This is a genomic window from Geodermatophilus sp. SYSU D01045 (genome assembly GCF_054050295.1).
This window is the reverse complement of sequence record NZ_JBJGZB010000012.1, coordinates 97,440-111,343: the sequence shown is the minus strand read 5'-3', so window position 1 is coordinate 111,343 and position 13,904 is coordinate 97,440. Positions and strand designations below refer to the sequence as shown.

Below are 13,904 nucleotides of genomic sequence, written 5' to 3'. Positions count from 1 at the left end.
GGCGCCCACTCTACGGACCGGCCCCGTGCACGGACGGCGACGACGGGGTGCCCGCTAGGGTGGCCGGCAGGTGTGCCGGGAAGTCTGGTCGGCGGGATCGCACCCGACCCCTCCCCCAGGAGCCGCCCGATGACCACCCCGCACGGATCCACCCGCGTGTTCAGCCGCGGCTCGTGGACCGAGGCCAGCCGGATCGCCGCCGTCCTGCGCAAGGAGACCGTCGGCGGCGTCCTGCTGCTGATCGGCACCGTCATCGCCCTGGTGTGGGCCAACTCGCCGTGGGCGGACTCCTACGAGGCGCTGCGCGACACCCGGGTGGGGCCGGCGTCGCTGCACCTGGACCTCACGCTGGGCACCTGGGCGGCCGACGGCCTGCTGGCGGTCTTCTTCTTCGTCGCCGGGCTGGAGCTCAAGCGCGAGTTCGTCGCCGGTGACCTCCGCGACCCGCGCCGGGCGGCCCTGCCGGTGGCCGCGGCGGTCGGCGGGATGGTGCTGCCCGCGGCGCTCTACACGCTGGTCAACCTCGGCGGCGACGGCGGCCTGCGCGGCTGGGCGATCCCGACGGCCACCGACATCGCGTTCGCCCTCGCCGTCCTGGCGGTGATCAGCACCCACCTGCCGAGCGCGCTGCGGACGTTCCTGCTCACCCTCGCCGTCGTCGACGACCTGCTGGCCATCACGATCATCGCGCTCTTCTACACGTCGTCCCTCGCCGTCGGGTGGCTCGCGCTGGCGCTGGTGCCGCTCGCGGTGTTCGGGTTCCTGGTGCAGAAGCGGGTCCGCTCATGGTGGCTGCTGCTGCCGCTGGCGCTGCTCACCTGGGTGTTCGTCCACGAGTCGGGCGTGCACGCCACGGTGGCCGGCGTGCTGCTGGCGTTCACGGTCCCGGTGGTGCGCAGCGAGGCGGCCGGCGGACCGGGCGCCGGGCCGGGCCTGGCCGAGCACCTCGAGCACCGGTTCCGCCCGATCTCGGCCGGCGTCGCCGTGCCGGTCTTCGCGTTCTTCGCCGCCGGGGTGACCGTGGGCGGGCTGTCCGGGCTGGTCGAGTCGCTGGGCGACCGGGTCGCGCTCGGCATCGTCGTCGGCCTGGTGGCGGGCAAGGTCGCCGGCATCGTCGGGGCCACCTGGCTGGTCACCCGGTTCACCCGCGCGGAGTTCGCCGACGAGCTGGGCTGGCCGGACCTGGTCGGCATGGCACTGCTCGGCGGCATCGGGTTCACCGTGTCGCTGCTCATCGGCGAGCTGGCCTTCGGGGTGGGCAGCGAGCGCGACGACCACGTGAAGGTCGGCGTGCTGGTCGGCACGCTGCTGTCGGCCCTGCTGGCCACCGTGGTGCTGCGGCTGCGCAACCGCCGCTACCGGCGCATCGAGGCGCTCGAGGCGGTCGACGCCGACCACGACGGGATCCCCGACGTCTACCAGCGCGACCCCGACACGCCCGGCTCCCCCGGGCTGCCCAGGCCTTCCGCCGACGGCTGAACAACGTCGTTGCCGACCCCGGAACCGCGACGTACCGTCGGGGTACACGAGGAGGGAGGTGGTCCGAACAATTGCATGCTTATCGGACTCGTGAGGTGGCTGTCCGCTAGCCGCCGTCCAGATGGGCCGCCCGTTCGGAGTGGAATCCGAACGACGGCATGATCGCCCGTCCGTCGTACGGCGGCGAGCGAGAACCGGACAGTCACCCGACCCCCGGGCTGCCGACACTTGTCCAGTCGGCCCGTGCGCTGCCGCCTCCCGAGGTGGCGCCACGGAGCGGCCCGGGGGTTGTCCGTCCCTGGGCACGGACCGGCCCAGCGCGCTGAGGGGGAGGAACGGCGGCCGTGCAGACCGCTGGGCGTTCCGCGCCGGCCGGCCGCTGGGTCACCGACGCCGTCCGCGCCGCTCCCCCCGACACCGTGGCCGCGCTCCTGCCGGCCCGCTTCCCCGCCTACGCCCGCGTCTTCCACCCCGCCGTCCGCTACGACGGCGACGTCGACGTGCACGTCCGCTGGGACGAGGTGGCCGCCGCCAACGGCAGGCAGGCGCACCGCCTCATGCAGTGGCCCGGCGTCACCGGCTCCTGGGAGTACCTCGGCGAGGCCGACCAGCCCGGGCTGTGGAACGACGCCCCCGCCGAGGGCCACCTGGTCGCGCACGTCGCCCGGGAGCTGGCCACGGTCCTGGGGGACCAGACCACGACGCCGGGCGAGTGCTGGTTCGGCTGGGACGACGGCGGCGCCGCCGACCTGCCCCGGTTGCGCCTCCCCCGCGCCGACCTGCTGCTGACCCGCGGGCCGGTGGAGCGGGCCGCCACCAACTTCGCCCGCGAGCCGCACGAGCAGAGCGCCGCGCTGTGGTGGCCGGCCGACCGCGCCTGGTGCGTCGTCACCGACCCGGCGCTCACCAGCACCTACGTCGGCGCCGGCGTGGCCGCCGTCGACGCGCTCCTGGCCACCCGGCTGGAGGTGGCCCCCGCGGGCCCCGGCGACCCGGTCACGCCCGACAGCGACCCGGTCAACGCGGTCCCGCCGCGGGCCTGAGCTCAGGCGCGCGCGGGCTCGGGCGCGCCGGCGGTCGCGGCGACCACCTCGTCCCACGGCGTGGCGGTCAGGCCGAAGGCCTCGGTGGTCGCCGTCGCGTCGAGGACGTACTCCTGGTCGAACTGGTGCCGCACGTCGACGACCTCGCGCATCACCGGTGAGAACACGCCGGCGGCGCGGAGCACCGGCCACGGGATGCCGCTCACCGGCACCGGCTCCCGGCCCATCGCGCGGGCGAGGTCACCCAGCGCCTGGCGCTGGGCGCGCGGCGGGTTGCTCGGCACGTGCCAGGCCCGGCCCAGGGCCCGCTCGTCGGTGCCGAGGGTCGCCAGCGTGGCGGCGACGTCGGGCAGGTAGGTCCAGCTGCGCGGGACGTCGGGGTCGCCGACCACCCAGGCGCGGCGGCCGCGGCGCAGCGCGGGCAGCTGCCGCACGAGGTGCGACTGCGCGGGCGGGACCTGGGGGCCGACGAAGTCCCCGGCGCGGGCCTCGGTCATCCGGATCCGGCCTGCCTCGTGCGCGGCCAGCGCCTCGCGCCACATGGCCACCCGCACGCGGCCCTTGGTGTCGGTGGCGGCGAGCGGGCTCTCCGGCGTCATCGGTGCGGTGGGCCGGCCGTAGACGTAGAGGTTGGCCATCGTCACCAGCACCGCCCCGGTCCGCTCGGCCGCGGTGAGCAGGGCCGCGGCGACCGGGGGCCAGTCGGTGGTCCAACGGTGGTAGGCGGGGTTGACCGCGTTGTAGAGGGCGTCGGCGCCCTCGGTGGCGGCGGTCAGGGCCGCGGCGTCGGCGGCGTCCACCCGGCGGTGCTCGACCGCACCGGTGGAGGTGCCGCCGCTGCGCGACAGCACCCGCACCCGGTGGCCGCGGGCGGCGAGCAGCTCCGCCGTCGTCGTGCCCACCGGGCCCTTGCCGACGATCACGTGCAGTGCCATGCCGAACTCCTCGTCACCTTGGCGAGAGCGGTGCTCTCGATCGAGGACGACGCTCTCGCACCGATCGGCACGATGTCAAGAGCAGTGCTCTCTGTTGTGTGCGGCGCTCTCGTCAGGGAGCATGGCGGGGTGCCCACCGCCCGCGAGCGCGTCCGCGCCGAGCTGACCGCCGAGATCGCCGAGGCCGCCCGGCGCCAGCTGGCCGAGGTCGGGGCGGCCGGGCTGTCCCTGCGCGCGGTGGCCCGGGAGCTGGGCATGGCGTCGTCCGCGGTGTACCGCTACTTCCCGAGCCGCGACGACCTGTTGACCCGGCTGATCGTCGACGGCTACGACGCCCTCGGGGAGGCGGCCGAGGCCGCCGACGACCCGGACTCGGCGCCGGAGCGGCGCTGGGCGGCGGTGTGCGCGGCGGTGCGCGGCTGGGCCCGCGCGCACCCGCACGAGTACGCGCTGCTCTACGGCTCCCCCGTGCCCGGCTACACCGCGCCGCGCGACACCGTGCCGGCGGCGTCGCGGGTCGGCGTCGTGCTCGGCCGCGTCCTCGGCGACGCCGCCCGGGCGGGCCGGCTGCACGGCGACGGCGGCCGCGTGCCCGGCCTGCTCGGCGACGCGGCCGTCGAGATCCTGGGCCGGGACGCCCCGGGCATCGACGACGCCGTCCGGGTGCGCGCCCTGCTGGCGTGGAGCGCGCTGTTCGGCACGGTCAGCTTCGAGCTGTTCGGCCACCTCGTCGGGTCGGTCGAGGACGCCGACCGGTACTTCGAGCGCGCGGTGGCCGAGCTGGGCGCGCTGATCGGGCTGACCGCCGACTAGCTACAGGACCGCCAGCTCGGCCTCGAGGTCGTCGAGCCCCAGCGAGCCCTGCGACAGCGCCGCCATGTGCCAGGCCCTCAGGTCGAAGTCGGCACCGCGCGCCCGCTGGGCCGCCGCCCGGCCGGCCAGCCAGGCGCGCTCGCCCAGCTTGTAGCTGATCGCCTGCCCGGGCAGGCCCAGGTAGCGGATCAGCTCGCTGTCGAGGAACGCCGGGTCGCTGCCCAGGTGCTCGCCGGCGAACGCCCGCGCGAGCTCCGGCGTCCACGGCTGCCCGCGGTGGCCGGCCAGCACGCCCTCGGCGTCGTCGGGGACCGGCAGCCGCAGGTGCATGCCGATGTCGATGACCACCCGGATCGCGCGCAGCTGCTGGGCGTCGAGGTAGCCCATCCGGGCGCCGGGCTCGGTGAGGTACCCGAGCTCGTCCATGAGCCGCTCGGCGTAGAGCGCCCAGCCCTCCACGTTGCCGCTGACCGAGCCCAGCGACGTCTGGTAGGTCGACAGGTCGCCGGAGACGTAGGCCCACTGCGCCAGCTGCAGGTGGTGGCCGGGGACGCCCTCGTGGTACCAGATCGAGACCAGGTCCCAGAGCGGGAAGCGCTCGCGGCCGAGGGTCGGCAGCCAGGTGCGGCCCGGCCGGGAGAAGTCCTGCGCCGGGCGGGTGTAGTAGGGCGCCGCCGCGCTGCCGGGCGGCGCGATCATCGCCTCGACCCGGCGGACCGGCTCGGCGAGGTCGAAGTGCGTGCCGTCGAGGGCGGCGATCGCCTCGTCCATCATCGCCTGCAGCCGCTGCCGGATCGCCTCGACGCCGTCGACGGCGGGGCCGTGCTCGTCGAGCCAGGCCATCGCCTCCTTCGGCGAGGACCCCGGCCGCAGCGCCCGCGCCTCGGCCCGCTGCTCGGCCAGCAGCCGCCGGTGCTCGGCCCAGCCCCACGCGTACGCCTCCTCCAGGCCCTGCCCCGCGCCGAGGTCCGAGCCGTTCCACCGGCGGGCGGCGACGGCGTAGCGGTCCCGGCCGACGGCGTCCGGCGTGCCCTCGGCGCGCGGGAGGTACTCGTCGCGCAGGAAGTCGCGCACCTCGGCCACCGCGGCGTCGGCCGCGCGGGCGGCGGCGTCGAGGTCGCCGCGCACGGCGTCGGGGCCGGAGGCGGCCAGCCCGCCGAAGAACGGCCCGGACAGCCACTCGCCGAGCTGGCCGACGACGGTGGACACCTGCCGCGGGGCCACGAACAGCCCGCGGCGGGCGCCCTCGCGCAGGGTGTCGAGGTAGCCGCGGTAGGCCCTGGGCACCCGGGCCATCCGGCGGGCGACCACGCCCCAGTCGTCGTCGGTCGCCGTCGGCATGAGCAGGAAGACCTGGCGGATCGAGTGGACCGGGCTGAACAGGTTCGACAGCGCGCGGAAGCCCTCGCCGGTCTCGTGCGCGGCCAGCTCGGCGCCGAGCCGCTCGCGCAGCAGGCGGGCGCAGCGGCGCTCGATCGGGTCCTCGCCCAGCGCGGGGTCGGCGGCGAGGACGGCGTCGAGCTCGGCCAGCGTGGCGCGGCTGAGCTCGGCCTCGGCCTCCAGGCCGGCCGGGCTGGGGTCGGGCAGCCGGTCGTCGCCGGGCCGGGTGCCCAGCGACGTCGCGACGATCGGGTCGAGGTCGCAGACGGCGTCGACGTAGCGGTCGGCGACCTCGCGGGGAGTGCCTCCCGGGGCGGTCACCGCAGGCGCTCCAGCCGTGCCGACATCGTGGGCCGCAGCGGGGTGTCCGCCCCGGCGCGGTCGACGGCGTACATGAGCGTCCCGTCGACGATGCCGTACAGCCGCACGGCGCGGGTGGTGTCCGGTGCGCCCTGGGTCCGCGCGACGACGTCGGTGGTGAGCTCCCAGCTCGTCGTCGTGCGGGCGCGGCCGACGTACAGCTCGAGCACGCCCTCGGCGCTGGTCACCAGCAGCTCGACGTCGTCCTCGCCGCGCGGCCGCCAGAAGCCGGACTCGCGGGACGCGGGGCCCTCCACCCGGCCGTCGTCGCCGATCAGCCAGGTGCGCGACTCGTAGGCGAGGAAGTCGCGCCCGTCGTGGGCGAAGCGGATCCACTGGCCGAAGCGCCGGTCACCGGCGTCCCCGCCGGCGAGGACACCCTCGCCGTGCCACTCCCCCAGCAGCGGCAGCACCGAGAGCAGGGCGTGCGCCACCTCGGGGCCCTCACGGACGTCGACGGTGTCGGCGACGGGCAGTTCGGTCGGGCCGGTCACCGGCCGGCGTCCCGGGGAGGCATGCCCGCCACCGTAGTCCGGCGGCGGCCTGCCCTCCTGCGCCGGTCAGCGCCCGCGGCCGGGGCGGCCCGGGGACGACGGCGGCACGCGGCGGGACCGCTCGGCCGGCCGCCGGGCCAGCCGCCGCGCGGCGAGGCCGCAGGCGAGCGCCAGGAGCACGGCGAGCGCGACGAGGACCCAGGCGGCGACCACGACGCCACGGTAGGCAGCCGCCCGGCGCTGCGCCGCGGGACCCGCCGCCGCGGGGAGGATGGGACGTGCCGTTCACGGGAAGCCACCCCGCCGCGGTGCTGCCCCTGCTGCGGACCGGCCTGCCCGCCTCCGCGCTCGTCGCGGGGAGCCTCGCCCCCGACCTGCTCTTCCACCTGCCGGTCGACACCGGCGTGCGCACCCACACCGCCCTCGCCGTCGTGAGCACCGACGTCGTGCTGGGCAGGCTGCTGTAGGCGCTGTGGCACGGCCTGCTGTCCCGGCCGGCGCGCTGGTCCTGCTGGTCTGGCTGGTGTGGTGGTGGCGGCGCACGCCCGCCGGGCCGGCGGCGGCGCACCCGCGGTGGTGGCTGCCGTGGGCCGTGCTCGCGGGTGCGGCGGGGGTCGCGGGGGCGGTCGTGGCCGCGGGAGCACCCGACGTCCGGTCGGCCGGGGGCGCCGCGGCCTTCACCGGCGGCGGCGCGGCGCTCGGCGCCGCCGTCCTGCTCGCCCTGGCCTGCACCGTCCGCGGACGCGACAGCGCCCCTCTCGGCCGAGGCCGAGAGGGGCGCTGAACCGGTCCCCTGCAGGGTCCCGCCGCGAGCCTGCGAGTGGCGGGGGGCCGGGGTCCTTCCCTCAGTCGAGGACGACGGTGGTCTCCGTCAGGCCGACCTCGGCCTCCACGACGCGCTCACCGCGGCCGGCGGGGGCCAGCGAGCGCAGCTTCCACGTGCCCGGGGCGGCGAAGAAGCGGAACTCGCCCTCCGGGCTGGTCACCACCTCGGCGGTGAACTCGTCGGTGGCGTCGAGCAGCCGGACGTAGGCCCCGGCCACCGGCGCGCCGTCGTGCCACACCTGGCCCTGGATCACCGTCTGGGTGTCGAGGTCGATACCGGCGAGGGCACCGCCCTGCTTCGGGGCGCCGCACATGCTCAGGCCCCCTTCTCGATCGGGACACCGACCAGCGAGCCGTACTCGGTCCACGAGCCGTCGTAGTTCTTGACGTTCTGCTGGCCGAGCAGCTCGCGCAGCACGAACCAGGTGTGGCTCGAGCGCTCGCCGATCCGGCAGTAGGCGATGGTGTCCTTGGACTCGTCCAGGCCGGCGTCGGCGTAGAGCTTGCGCAGCTCGTCGTCGCTCTTGAAGGTGCCGTCCTCGTTGGCCGCCTTGCTCCACGGCACGTTCACCGCGGTCGGGATGTGGCCGGGACGCTGCGCACCCTCCTGCGGCAGGTGGGCGGGGGCGACCAGCTTGCCGGCGAACTCGTCGGGCGACCGGACGTCGACCAGGTTCTGCTGGCCGATCGCGGCCACGACCTCGTCGCGGAAGGCGCGGATGGAGGTGTCGGGCTCCTGGGCCCGGTACTGGGTGGCCGGGCGCTCGACGGCGTCGGAGGACAGCGGGCGGCTGTCGAGCTCCCACTTCTTGCGGCCGCCGTCGAGGAGCTTGACCTGGTCGTGGCCGTAGAGCTTGAAGTACCAGTAGGCGTAGGCGGCGAACCAGTTGTTGTTGCCGCCGTAGAGGACGACGGTGTCGTCGTTGCCGATGCCCTTGGCGGACAGCAGCTCCTCGAACTGGTCCTTGCTGACGAAGTCGCGGCGCAGGGGGTCCTGCAGGTCCTTCTTCCAGTCCAGCTTGACCGCGCCCTCGATGTGGCCCTTGTCGTAGGCGCTGGTGTCCTCGTCGACCTCGACGAAGACGATGCCGGGGGCGCCGATGTTCTCCTGCGCCCAGTCGGCGGTGACGAGCACGTCGTTGCGGCTCATGGGGGATCTCCTCCCAGTGGTGGGTGTGCGGACGGTCAGGCGGTGCGGGCGGGACGGGCCCGCCGGACGGTCAGGTACAGCTCGCAGCCGAGGCAGAAGCCGGTGGCCGCGTTGAGCAGGGCCGCGACGAGGGCGAACCCGGTGGCGACGGCGCCGAGCACCGGCGCACCGAGCAGGTACCCCGCCGCGCCGACGCCGGCGAACACGAACCCGACGAACTGGGCGAAGCGCACCGGCGCCTCGGGCTCGCGCTCCCGCGCCGGCCCCAGCCGGGGGGCGACCAGGGTGCGGAACAGCACCGCGTACGGCGCGTACCGCAGGCCGGCGGCGGCGCCCACGGCGAAGACGACCGCCTGGACGGCGGCCAGCTCCCCGCTCGCGGTCAGCAGGACGACGGCCAGGACGGCGCTGGTGACCCACGCGGCGGAGCGCGGGCCGCGCACGTCGACCGTGCGGGCAGGACTCAGGGACATCGACGAGGCTCTCCGGACGGCGGTCAGGGCACGTCTGGGCGGAGCGGGACCGCCCTCAGGAGGCGCGACACAGGCAGCTGCCGACGCGGCACAGGTCCACTGTGCGGCGCGAGGTCAGCAGGGTGCCCACGCGGGCAGGGTAGCCGATCACGACCGGGCCCCCGTGTGCGCCTCCACCAGGGCGGTGAGCTCCTCCGGGCGCGGCGCGCCGCTGCTGCGGCCCAGCAGCCGGCCGGCCCGGTCCAGGTAGAACAGCGTCGGGGTGCGCCGGACGTCGAGCGCGCGGACCGCCTCGAGGGAGCTCTCGGCGTCGACGTGCACGTAGGCCAGGCCCGGCCGGGTGGCCTGCAGGTGCTGCAGCCGCGCGCGGGTGGTGCGGCACGGCCCGCAGAACGCGGTGGAGAACTGGACGACGGTCAGGTCCGCCTCGCCCGGCCGCACGCCGAGCCCCTCGAGGACCGCGGTCGGTCCGTCCACGGGCTCCTCCTCCGTCCTGAGCCGGCCGTCGTGGGTGCGCAGCCACCAGGCCGCCGCGGCGGTCAGCACGAGCGCCACGGCGAGCACCACGAGGCCGGTCCCGCTCATCCCCCGCACCAACCCGACCGGTCCGGTGCGCATTCCCGGGGCGGCTCAGGGCGCGCGCAGCACCGTGTCGGTGGCCTCGGCGGTCACCTCCACGCCGGCGTCGGCCGGGCGCAGGCCGGTCAGCCGCAGCCCGAACGGCAGCTCGACCGGGTAGCGGAGGTCGAGCAGGTCGCTCGCCCGGTCGACGACGAACCCGGGCACGTCGACGCCGGCCGCGTCGGCCTCCTCGACGTCGACCACGAGGTCCTCGCCGTCCAGCGACACCGTGCCCGCGGCGGTGAGCGGGACGGTGTACCCGAGCACCTCCACGGTCCGGGTGACGCGCAGCCCGTCGCCCTCGCGGGCCACGGTGGTGTCGCCGCCGAGCTGCTGGGCGAGCAGCGCGTAGGACAGCGTCGCCGTGCCGTCGACCCGGTCCACCGGCACCTCGCGCACCGACCCCGACACCGCGTCGGGCAGCGGCACGTGCGCCCCGCGCAGCCGGACGTCGGCGGTGGTCCCCTCCGGCTGCCCCAGCTCGGCGGCGGTCAGCGAGATGCGGACGTCGTCGTAGGTGCCCGACACCGCCTGGGTGAGGAACGGCCAGCCCCGGACGTCGACGTCGGGCGTCCCGGCGAGCCCGCCGGCGTCGCGCAGCGCCTCGGCGACCCGGTCCTCGGCGACGCCCTCGGCGACCGGGTCGGCCACCAGCGCGAGCACGACGAGCAGGGCGGGGACGACGAGCAGGGCGCGCACGGGTGCGACCGGCCTCAGACCGCGGCGAGGGCGAGCAGCACCGGCGCGCACACGGCCAGCGGCAGCACCGCCTCGACCACGACCCCGGCGACGGCGGCGCCGCGGCGCCGCTCCCCGCCGCCGCCCACCGCGAACGAGGCGGCGGTCCCCGCCAGCCCGGCGACCAGGCCGAGCACCAGGCCGACGGCGACGGCGCCGACGACGTCGGCGGTCGCGCCGGTGCCGCGCCCGAGCAGCGTGACGACGACCCCGGTCACCACGGCGAGCAGCAGCGCCGGCACGCCGCGGTCGGCGCCGGCGGCCACCGCGGGACGGGGCAGCACGGCGTCGACGAGGTGCGCGACGACCAGGGCGGCGCCGGCGGCCAGCAGCGGCGAGGCGGCGCGGTCGCCGTCGTCGCCGGCGACGTCGGGCAGCAGCAGGAGCGCCAGCGCGCAGACGGCGGACACCAGCACCGCCTCGCTGCCCAGCGAGCCGACGACGTCGGTGCGCGGCGGCCGGCGCAGCATCTGGTGCAGCACCGCGACGATCAGCGCGGGCCCCGCGACCGCGAGCAGCAGGCCCGGGCCGGGCCGGTCCCCGTCGCCGGCGAGCAGGTCCACGGCCAGGTCGGCGCCGACGGCGGCGCCGGCCCCGACCACCGCGACGCCCGCGGCCCCGGCCGGCGCCGTGGCGCGCACCCAGCCCGCGACCAGGAGGGCCTGCAGCACGAGGACGGCGACCAGCCGCCCCCGCTCCCCGAGCAGGTCCGGCGCGAGCAGCACCGCGGCCACGGCCGCGCCGGTGACGACGGCCGCGGCGGCGTGCCGCGCGCGGGTGGCCGGCGGGGAGTCCAGCGCCGTGGTCACGTCCCCTCCTGCCCGGGACCGCCCGGCGACCCCGTCGGCGCCGGCACCTCCCGCTCGCCCCCGATCGTCGCAGACGCCCAGCGCCCGACGCGCTCGACGAGCGGAGCGGTGAGGGCGCTCTCGGCGTGTCCGAAGCCGGGGACCACCCACGCGGTCGCCGTCGGGCCGGCCGCCCGCGCCAGCGCGCGGGCGTGCTCGAGCGGGAAGTAGGCGTCGCGGTCGCCGTGCACGAGCAGCAGCGGCGTCGGGGCGATCCGGGAGACCGCCTCCAGCGGCGACGAGGGCACGGTCTCCCACGGCGGCGCCAGGCGGACGCCGAGCAGGCGCGCGCCGGCCCGCCGGCCGAGCGTCGTCTCCAGCAGCCAGTGCACGCGGCGCATGGGCGGGGTGTCGCGGACGTACCAGCGGCTGACCGCGCTGACGGCGACCACCGCGTCGGGCCGGTGCCGGCCGAGCGCCGCCTGCCGCAGCACCGCGCCCCCGCCCATCGACAGCCCGAGGGTGACCACCGCGTCCGCGCCGTCGTCCCGCGCGGCGGCCACCGCCGCGTCGACGTCGCGCAGCTCGTCGTCGCCCCCGGCCCCCGTGCCGCCGCCGGAGCGGCCGTGCCCGCGGAAGTCCAGGGCGCGCACCTCGCCGAACCGGGACAGCCAGCCGGCCATCCGCCGGAACGGCGGGTACGCGGTGGAGTTGGTGAACCCGTGCGCCACGACGAAGGCCAGGTCGGTCACCGGCCCGGAGGCCGGGACGACGAGACCCTCGAGCCGCACGCCGTCCTCGGTGGGGACCGTCACCGGACGCGCTCGGCCGACCTCGGAGGGGACGGGACGCACGTCGGCTATCCTGCGGTCTCGGTTCGACAGCGCCGTCGACGCCCTCCCCGAGGAGACGACATGCGACTCGTGCTCATGACCGCGGCGCGTCAGGCCACGACCGAGGTGCTGCCCGCGCTGGGGCTGCTCGGCCACCAGGTCCGCGTCGTGGCCCCCGAGCTGTCGAGCCTGCTCGACGGCGACTCCGGCGACGTCGTGCTCGTCGACGCCCGCCACGACCTCATCCAGGCCCGCACGCTGTGCAGCCTGCTGTCCTCGACCGGGGTGGCCTCCGCCCTGGTCGCGGTCCTCTCCGAGGGCGGGCTGGTCGCGCTCTCGGCCGACTGGGGCGTCGACGACGTCCTGCTCGACACCGCCGGCCCGGCCGAGGTCGACGCGCGGCTGAAGTGGGCCACCGCCCGCCGGCTCGCCGCGACCACCCCGGCCGACGGCGCCGACGGCGGCGTCACCCAGGCCGGCGAGCTGGTCATCGACGAGCACAGCTACTCGGCGAAGCTGCGCGGCCGCCCGCTCGACCTCACCTACAAGGAGTTCGAGCTCCTCAAGTACCTCGCCCAGCACCCCGGCCGGGTGTTCTCCCGCGCGCAGCTGCTGCAGGAGATCTGGGGCTACGACTACTTCGGCGGCACCCGCACCGTCGACGTCCACGTGCGGCGGCTGCGCGCCAAGCTCGGCACCGAGCACGAGGCGCTGATCGGCACCGTCCGCAACGTCGGCTACAAGCTCGACCAGCAGGTGGCCGACGCGACCGCCGCGGCCGCCCGCGCCGAGGCCGAGCGGTCGGCGAACACGGTGGCCGACGCCTCCCCCACCACCGCCCCGCTGCTCTGAGCGCCGCCGCCGTCTCCGACTCCGCCGGGCTCGACCCCGCGCGGACCGCTGCCGTCCTCGCGCTGCTGCGGGCGGCCGCGGTGGCCGACGGCGTGCGGCCGCTGTCGGAGGAGGCCGAGCTGCGGCTGCAGCACGGCGGCCCGCCCGGCGGCCGGGACGTCGTCGCCACCGACGACGGCGGCGCGCTCACCGGCTACGCCCGGCTCGAGCTCGGCGACGGCAGCGGGGACGCCGAGGGCGAGCTCGTCGTCGCGCCCGCGGCCCGGGAGCGCGGGGTGGGCGGCGCGCTGCTGACCCGGCTCGAGGAGCTCGCCGCCGGCCGGCCGCTGCGGGTCTGGGCGCACGGCGACCTGCCGGCCGCCACCGCGCTGGCCGCCGCCCGCGGCTACACCCGGGCCCGGGTGCTGCTGCAGATGCGCCGCCCGCTCACCGACGCCGACCTGGACGCGCCCGCCCCGCTGCCGCCGGACGTGTCGGTGGCCGCCTTCCGCCCCGGCCGGGACGAGGCGGCCTGGCTGCGGCTCAACGCGCGGGCCTTCGCCGCCCACCCCGAGCAGGGCGCCTGGACGCCGGAGGACCTGCGGCTGCGCGAGGCCGAGCCCTGGTTCGACCCGGCCGGCTTCCTGCTCGCCTGGCGCGGCGACCCCGACGCCGGCGGCACGCTGCTCGGCGCGCACTGGACGAAGGTGCACCCGCCCGGTGACGCCGGCCCGGACGCCGTCGGCGAGGTGTACGTGCTGGGCATCGACCCCGACGCCCAGGGGCTCGGGCTGGGCCGGGCGCTGACCGGGCGCGGCCTGGCGCACCTGCGCGCCCGCGGCCTGGACGAGGTGCTCCTCTACACCGAGGAGGACAACACCGCGGCGGTCACGCTCTACGGGCGCACCGGCTTCACGCGGTACGCCGTCGACGTCTCCTGGCGGCGCCTCCCCTGAGTCCGGGATACGAGGCGCAAACGTCCCTTTGTGCCGCACCGGACGTGTCCGCCGCCACCCGAATCGCCCTGGTTCACCTGCCGGACGTGACGTCGTCCTCACCCGGTCGGGAAAGGCTCCACCGGCGTTCACCGGGCGTTCATCGAGCGACCCGGGACCGGCCACCTGCGCTGCCTACCGTCCCG

At 76.9% G+C, this 13,904-nt stretch carries 18 protein-coding genes; 7 read left to right on the top strand and 11 right to left on the bottom strand.

Annotated features, from left to right (window positions below; translation table 11 throughout):
- The first annotated feature begins 129 nt into the window (after nt 1-129).
- Together nhaA and ACI798_RS11965 are read left to right on the top strand one after the other, a co-directional pair.
- Complete coding sequence (gene nhaA, locus ACI798_RS11970) at nt 130-1,479, top strand: Na+/H+ antiporter NhaA (RefSeq protein ID WP_456941557.1); 1,350 nt, start codon at nt 130-132, stop codon at nt 1,477-1,479.
- A 344-nt stretch (nt 1,480-1,823) separates the two neighbouring features.
- The gene (locus ACI798_RS11965) at nt 1,824-2,522 is read left to right on the top strand and encodes a hypothetical protein (RefSeq protein ID WP_456941556.1); all 699 of its coding nucleotides are present in this window, start codon (nt 1,824-1,826) and stop codon (nt 2,520-2,522) included.
- Nucleotides 2,523-2,524: 2 nt separating this feature from the next.
- Here ACI798_RS11965 and ACI798_RS11960 read toward each other — a convergent pair whose 3' ends face one another.
- Nucleotides 2,525-3,457, bottom strand: a complete 933-nt coding sequence (locus tag ACI798_RS11960) for an NAD-dependent epimerase/dehydratase family protein (RefSeq protein ID WP_457048006.1) — start codon at nt 3,455-3,457, stop codon at nt 2,525-2,527.
- A gap of 129 nt (nt 3,458-3,586) precedes the next feature.
- Here ACI798_RS11960 and ACI798_RS11955 point away from each other — a divergent pair, with 129 nt between their 5' ends.
- On the top strand, nt 3,587-4,270 hold the full coding sequence (locus ACI798_RS11955; RefSeq protein ID WP_457048005.1) for a TetR/AcrR family transcriptional regulator: 684 nt from the start codon (nt 3,587-3,589) through the stop codon (nt 4,268-4,270).
- Here the strand turns inward: ACI798_RS11955 and ACI798_RS11950 are convergent, their stop codons facing one another.
- The 3 genes from ACI798_RS11950 to ACI798_RS11940 all read right to left on the bottom strand — a co-directional run bounded on the left by ACI798_RS11950 (nt 4,271) and on the right by ACI798_RS11940 (nt 6,717).
- Complete coding sequence (locus tag ACI798_RS11950) at nt 4,271-5,971, bottom strand: DUF885 domain-containing protein (RefSeq protein ID WP_457048004.1); 1,701 nt, start codon at nt 5,969-5,971, stop codon at nt 4,271-4,273.
- Nucleotides 5,968-6,504 carry an FABP family protein gene (locus ACI798_RS11945; RefSeq protein WP_457048003.1) on the bottom strand — a complete coding sequence of 179 codons (537 nt, stop codon included), beginning with the start codon at nt 6,502-6,504 and terminating at the stop codon, nt 5,968-5,970. Before ACI798_RS11945 ends, ACI798_RS11950 begins: the two co-directional genes overlap by 4 nt.
- A gap of 66 nt (nt 6,505-6,570) precedes the next feature.
- Nucleotides 6,571-6,717 (bottom strand): hypothetical protein, encoded by a 147-nt coding sequence (locus tag ACI798_RS11940; RefSeq protein ID WP_456941551.1) that lies wholly within the window; start codon nt 6,715-6,717, stop codon nt 6,571-6,573.
- Between the two features lie 65 nt (nt 6,718-6,782).
- Between ACI798_RS11940 and ACI798_RS11935 the strand changes: the two genes are divergently transcribed.
- Nucleotides 6,783-6,971, top strand: a complete 189-nt coding sequence (locus ACI798_RS11935; protein WP_457048002.1) for a DUF4184 family protein — start codon at nt 6,783-6,785, stop codon at nt 6,969-6,971.
- 5 nt (nt 6,972-6,976) lie between these two features.
- Complete coding sequence (locus tag ACI798_RS11930) at nt 6,977-7,288, top strand: hypothetical protein (protein WP_457048001.1); 312 nt, start codon at nt 6,977-6,979, stop codon at nt 7,286-7,288.
- Nucleotides 7,289-7,349: 61 nt separating this feature from the next.
- On the opposite strand, the gene ACI798_RS11925 is transcribed toward ACI798_RS11930, so the two are convergent.
- The 7 genes from ACI798_RS11925 to ACI798_RS11895 form a co-directional block, all read right to left on the bottom strand.
- A complete protein-coding gene (locus tag ACI798_RS11925) occupies nt 7,350-7,643 on the bottom strand; it encodes a DUF1416 domain-containing protein (protein ID WP_456941549.1) in 294 nt (97 codons plus the stop codon).
- A gap of 2 nt (nt 7,644-7,645) precedes the next feature.
- Nucleotides 7,646-8,479, bottom strand: a complete 834-nt coding sequence (locus tag ACI798_RS11920) for a sulfurtransferase (RefSeq protein ID WP_456941548.1) — start codon at nt 8,477-8,479, stop codon at nt 7,646-7,648.
- Nucleotides 8,480-8,514: 35 nt separating this feature from the next.
- Nucleotides 8,515-8,952 (bottom strand): DUF4395 domain-containing protein, encoded by a 438-nt coding sequence (locus ACI798_RS11915; protein WP_457048000.1) that lies wholly within the window; start codon nt 8,950-8,952, stop codon nt 8,515-8,517.
- A 147-nt stretch (nt 8,953-9,099) separates the two neighbouring features.
- A complete protein-coding gene (locus ACI798_RS11910) occupies nt 9,100-9,537 on the bottom strand; it encodes a TlpA family protein disulfide reductase (RefSeq protein ID WP_457047999.1) in 438 nt (145 codons plus the stop codon).
- A gap of 45 nt (nt 9,538-9,582) precedes the next feature.
- Nucleotides 9,583-10,272 carry an LmeA family phospholipid-binding protein gene (locus ACI798_RS11905; protein ID WP_456941545.1) on the bottom strand — a complete coding sequence of 230 codons (690 nt, stop codon included), beginning with the start codon at nt 10,270-10,272 and terminating at the stop codon, nt 9,583-9,585.
- Between the two features lie 14 nt (nt 10,273-10,286).
- Entirely contained in the window at nt 10,287-11,120 is an 834-nt protein-coding gene (locus ACI798_RS11900) for a hypothetical protein (RefSeq protein ID WP_457047998.1), read from the bottom strand.
- The gene (locus tag ACI798_RS11895) at nt 11,117-11,914 is read right to left on the bottom strand and encodes an alpha/beta hydrolase family protein (RefSeq protein WP_457047997.1); all 798 of its coding nucleotides are present in this window, start codon (nt 11,912-11,914) and stop codon (nt 11,117-11,119) included. The genes ACI798_RS11900 and ACI798_RS11895 overlap by 4 nt, the downstream gene beginning before the upstream one ends.
- Nucleotides 11,915-12,013: 99 nt before the next feature.
- Between ACI798_RS11895 and ACI798_RS11890 the strand changes: the two genes are divergently transcribed.
- The gene (locus tag ACI798_RS11890) at nt 12,014-12,784 is read left to right on the top strand and encodes a winged helix-turn-helix transcriptional regulator (protein WP_456927571.1); all 771 of its coding nucleotides are present in this window, start codon (nt 12,014-12,016) and stop codon (nt 12,782-12,784) included.
- Nucleotides 12,781-13,719 (top strand): mycothiol synthase, encoded by a 939-nt coding sequence (gene mshD / locus ACI798_RS11885; RefSeq protein WP_456941635.1) that lies wholly within the window; start codon nt 12,781-12,783, stop codon nt 13,717-13,719. The genes ACI798_RS11890 and mshD overlap by 4 nt, the downstream gene beginning before the upstream one ends.
- Nucleotides 13,720-13,904 lie beyond the last annotated feature (185 nt).

Bases quoted from the DNA above. Each gene is read 5' to 3' on its own strand.
- nhaA (WP_456941557.1), top strand. From the start codon at position 130: ATGACCACCCCGCACGGATCCACCCGCGTGTTCAGCCGCGGCTCGTGG.
- ACI798_RS11960 (WP_457048006.1), bottom strand. From the start codon at position 3,457: ATGGCACTGCACGTGATCGTCGGCAAGGGCCCGGTGGGCACGACGACG.
- ACI798_RS11925 (WP_456941549.1), bottom strand. From the start codon at position 7,643: ATGTGCGGCGCCCCGAAGCAGGGCGGTGCCCTCGCCGGTATCGACCTC.
- ACI798_RS11920 (WP_456941548.1), bottom strand. From the start codon at position 8,479: ATGAGCCGCAACGACGTGCTCGTCACCGCCGACTGGGCGCAGGAGAAC.
- ACI798_RS11915 (WP_457048000.1), bottom strand. From the start codon at position 8,952: ATGTCCCTGAGTCCTGCCCGCACGGTCGACGTGCGCGGCCCGCGCTCC.
- ACI798_RS11910 (WP_457047999.1), bottom strand. From the start codon at position 9,537: ATGAGCGGGACCGGCCTCGTGGTGCTCGCCGTGGCGCTCGTGCTGACC.
- ACI798_RS11890 (WP_456927571.1), top strand. From the start codon at position 12,014: ATGCGACTCGTGCTCATGACCGCGGCGCGTCAGGCCACGACCGAGGTG.